This is a genomic window from Candidatus Neomarinimicrobiota bacterium (assembly GCA_041862535.1).
Lineage (GTDB): Bacteria > Fidelibacterota > Marinisomatia > SCGC-AAA003-L08 > TS1B11.
In genome coordinates, this window is record JBGVTM010000290.1 from 1 (window position 1) to 2,955 (window position 2,955).

The window sequence follows — 2,955 nt, forward strand, 5'->3', positions numbered from 1 at the left end:
CTGTGCGGAGTTATTTAAACGCGCCAAAGGGGCAGGATTAACCACTTCTTTCGATCCTGGTTGGGATCCCCAGGAGGAGTGGACTGAGGATATCATGGAAGTCCTCCGAAATGTGGACGTCTTCTTGCCCAACGAACAGGAGGCCCTCAATATTTCGGACAGAAAGACGGTAGATGAAGCCCTGGCGGAACTTGGGTCCTATTCTCAAGTGGCCGTTATCAAACAAGGGGAAGAGGGAGTTACCTGCCTGGCTGATGAAAGGATCATTCGGGTGCGGACCTATCGGGTTGAGCCTGTCGATACTACGGGAGCCGGGGATAGTTTCAACGCTGGCTTCCTGAATGAGTGGCTCCAGGGGTCGGACATCCGGCAGTGCCTGAAGGCGGGCGCCGCCTGTGGTGCCCTGGCCACGACCAAGATGGGCGGGGCGACAGCCTCGCCGACCATGGAAGAACTGAAGCAGTTCCTGGCCAGTCATGAACACGAGGATATCTTCGGCAACTGACACTCCTGTAGGCTGCCGGAATCTTTTCAGCCTTTTATCATGAATCATCCCTTCGCAGAAGTAGTGGCGGCTCAAAAAGCAGGGCGCAGTCTGGGTATCTATTCCGTCTGCTCCGCCAATCGCTTTGCTATCGAAGCTGCCATGCTCCAGGCCAAAGCTGACGGAACTTCGCTCCTGGTTGAGGCTACCTCGAACCAGGTCAATCAGTTTGGGGGCTACACTGGCATGACCCCACAACGATTCGTGGCCTACATCCAGGATATCGCTAAATCTCTGGACTTTCCTATTGAGCGAGCGATCCTTGGTGGTGACCATCTGGGGCCAAACCCGTGGCAAGGTGAGCCAGCAGCGAGTGCCTTATTAAAAGCCTGTGAGCTTATCCGGGCGTATGTTGAAGCTGGCTTCACCAAAATTCACCTGGACGCCAGCATGCGCCTGGGAGATGATTCCGGTGATAGTCAAACTCCGTTGGATCCGGAGGTCATTGCCGGACGTTCGGCCGACTTATGCCAGGTGGCTGAGGAGGCTTATGCCGAGCGGCCCGCCGGTTCTTCGCCGCCGCTTTATGTGATCGGTACTGACGTCCCCATCCCGGGTGGCGGTAAGGGCGGTATTATAGAACACCATGTTACATCCATTCAAGGTGCGCAACAGACCATATGCTTACACCAGCAGGCATTTCAGAAGCGGGACCTTCCCTCGGCCTGGGAGCGCGTGGTCGCCGTTGTGGTGCAGCCGGGTGTTGAATTTGGCGACGCGATGGTCATCGAATATGACCGTGTTAGGGCGAAGGACCTATCCAGCTTCATTGAAAATGACGACCAGCTGGTTTATGAGGCCCATTCCACCGATTATCAGACCGGTGAGGCCTTGCGTCAGATGGTTGAAGATCATTTCGCCATCCTGAAGGTGGGGCCCTGGCTTACTTTTACCTTCCGGGAAGCGGTATTCGCCTTAGCCCGGATGGAAGCCGAATGGCTTGCGAATAAGAAGGGGATTACCCTCTCCCGTATCCGGAATGTTCTAGAGGAGGTAATGGTGGACCAGCCGGATTACTGGCGGAAACATTATCGCGGTGATGAAGCTCAGCTGCAATACGCCCGGAGCTATAGTTACAGCGACCGGGTGCGGTATTACTGGCCCCAGCGGGAAGTGCAGGAAGCGCTGAGCCGGCTGCTGAGCAACCTGACCGAGTACCGGGTGCCTTTGACATTGTTAAGCCAATACATGCCGGCTCAATACCGCGCAGTACGCAGGGGACGATTGACCACTATTCCGATCGATTTAATCCACAGTAAAATTATGGAAGTAACCCGGATTTATGCCCGTGCTTGTGGGCATGGCTCACAGTCACTGGTGAGTGAAGCAGGCTGAGTAAGTAGTCAATAATCAGAAGAGAGGTACCAGTGAAAGGAAGACCCTGGCTCGTATTTGCCATTATTACCACCCTTTTCTGGGGTGTCTGGGGAGCATTTATTGAAATACCGGAGAAAGCGGGTTTCCCCGCTACTCTTGGCTATTCCGTTTGGGCGCTCACAATGATTCCCTGTGCCCTGGTGGCCTTGAGAATCATCAGCTGGCAGTTGGAATATGATAAGCGATCCATTTTCCACGGTTCGATGGTAGGATTCCTTGGTGCTGGTGGTCAGCTGATCCTTTTTCAGGCCCTGCGCACGGGACCGGCCTACCTAGTATTTCCGATCATCTCATTGTATCCGGTTGTGACTATCATTCTAGGTGTGTGGCTACTCAAGGAGCATGCCGGCCGACGCTCGTGGACGGGCATTGTCATGGCGCTGTTTGCTATTATTCTACTGTCTTATCAGCCACCCGAGAGCCAGGCCAAGGGAGTTGTGTGGCTGTTTCTAGCTTTCTTTGTTTTCCTGTTCTGGGGCATCCAGGCCTACGTGATGAAGTTTGCCCAAGAGCGCATGAAAGCCGAAAGTGTGTTCTTCTACATGATGGCCACCGGGATTTTACTGATCCCAATAGCCCTGTTGATGACGGATTTTTCCCAGGACATCAACTGGGGCTTTCGGGGGCCCTATCTGGCGGCCATGATTCAGGTTCTTAATGCCGTGGGGGCCCTCATGTTTGTCTACGCTGTCCGCTATGGCAAGGCGATTATTGTGGTGCCCATGACGGCCCTGGCCCCGGTGATTACCATAATTCTATCCTTGATTATATACAACGTCATTCCCCATCCCATTACCCTGGCAGGTATGGTAGTCGCTGTTATTGCGATCTATCTCATGGCCAAATAGCCGGCAGCCTTGCTGGCCTCTCGCAAGTGTCTCTGACGCAGTCGCTGGGTGTCGGTGGCAGGGGGGCTGGCAGCGCATTCAATGAGCAGCGGCATTCAGGGCACCCTGATCAAGTATAGCTCTTAGAGGTTATTGCCGGCGAGGTCTGTCTGGTGTTGTAGTCGGGAAATGATATAGGCTTTCAGG

Annotated in this window: 3 protein-coding genes; all 3 read left to right on the forward strand. The window is 54.2% G+C overall.

Annotation, left to right across the window (positions count from 1 at the left end):
* Positions 1–505, forward strand: a 505-nt coding sequence (locus ACETWG_10740) for a carbohydrate kinase family protein (GenBank protein ID MFB0517061.1), incomplete at its 5' end; no start/stop codon positions are given.
* Positions 506–544: 39 nt separating this feature from the next.
* Positions 545–1,879 carry a D-tagatose-bisphosphate aldolase, class II, non-catalytic subunit gene (locus ACETWG_10745; protein MFB0517062.1) on the forward strand — a complete coding sequence of 445 codons (1,335 nt, stop codon included), beginning with the start codon at positions 545–547 and terminating at the stop codon, positions 1,877–1,879.
* 32 nt (positions 1,880–1,911) lie between these two features.
* A complete protein-coding gene (locus ACETWG_10750; protein ID MFB0517063.1) occupies positions 1,912–2,769 on the forward strand; it encodes a DMT family transporter in 858 nt (285 codons plus the stop codon).
* The last annotated feature ends 186 nt before the right edge of the window (positions 2,770–2,955 follow it).